The organism is Mesorhizobium sp. M6A.T.Cr.TU.017.01.1.1 (genome assembly GCF_004023115.1).
In the GTDB taxonomy this organism is placed as follows: Bacteria; Pseudomonadota; Alphaproteobacteria; order Rhizobiales; family Rhizobiaceae; genus Mesorhizobium; species Mesorhizobium mediterraneum.
Genome location: NZ_RZTA01000260.1, coordinates 1 through 1,257, shown reverse-complemented (window position 1 = coordinate 1,257; position 1,257 = coordinate 1). Strand labels below are relative to the sequence as shown.

The window sequence follows — 1,257 nt, the reverse complement described above, 5'->3', positions numbered from 1 at the left end:
GAAAACAGCCCGTGCAGATAGGTGCCTGACACCTTGCCGTCGGCCGAGATGGCGCCGTCGTCAACGCCGTTGATCACCGCGGATGGACGCAGCGTGTCCGGACCGGTGGTGCGGCCGAGATGGATCTCGTAGCCTTCGAGCGGCAGGTCGAATTGCACCGAGCGCGCGCTGACATTGCGCACCGTCTTTTCCGGCTCCATCACCGTTTCGACGTCGAGCAGGCCCAGCCCTTCGGTCTCGGTAACGCTGCCCTCGATGCCGTCGGGGTCGCGCACGATACGGCCGAGCATCTGAAAGCCGCCGCAGATGCCGACCACATGCCCGCCGCGCTTGCGATGGGCGGCAAGATCACGGTCCCAGCCATTCTCGCGAAATCTCAGGAGATCGCCGATCGTCGACTTCGAGCCGGGAATGACCACCAGCCCAGAGTCCTCCGGCAAGCGCTGGCCGGGCGGCACGAAGACCACCTCGACTTCGCGTTCGGCCTTGAGCGGGTCGAGATCGTCGAAATTGGCGATACGCGAAAGCATCGGCACGGCGACCTTCAGCGCGCGCTTCTCGCCGGACGCGAGGCGCTCAAGCACAACCGAATCCTCCGAGGGCAACCGCGCCGCCGCCTTCAGCCACGGCACGACGCCAAAACAGTGCCAGCCGGTGAACCTCTCGATCGCCTTGATGCCGTCATCGAACAGCGAGACATCGCCGCGGAACTTGTTGATGAGGTAGCCGACGATCATGCGCCGGTCCTCTTCCGGCAGGATCAGATGGGTGCCGGCGATCGAGGCGATGACGCCGCCGCGGTCGATGTCGCCGACGAGGATCACCGGCACGTTGGCGCGCGTGGCAAAGCCCATATTGGCAATGTCGCGGCTCCTGAGATTGATCTCGGCCGGCGAGCCGGCGCCCTCGACGATGACGAGATCGGCGCCTTCGCCGACCTTCGCCCAGGAGTCCAGCACCGCATCCATCAGTTGGCCCTTCAGCGCCTGGTAGTCGCGCGCCCGCGCCTCGCCGAACACCTTGCCCTGCACCACCACTTGCGCACCGGTATCGGTCTGCGGCTTGAGCAGCACCGGGTTCATGTGGACGGAGGGCGCCGCGCCACAGGCGATCGCCTGCAGCCATTGGGCGCGGCCGATCTCGCCGCCGCCGGCACCCGGAATGTCGGCGACGGCTGCGTTGTTCGACATGTTCTGCGGCTTGAACGGCCGCACTTTCAGCCCACGTTTTTTCGCTGCGCGGCCGAGGCCCGCGACC

General features: G+C 66.4%; 1 protein-coding gene. It reads right to left on the bottom strand.

All coding sequences use genetic code 11. From position 1 onward, the window contains the following. Nucleotides 1-1,257 (bottom strand): cobyric acid synthase (locus EOB36_RS33845; protein WP_128286590.1); only part of this gene is annotated, 1,257 nt, incomplete at both ends.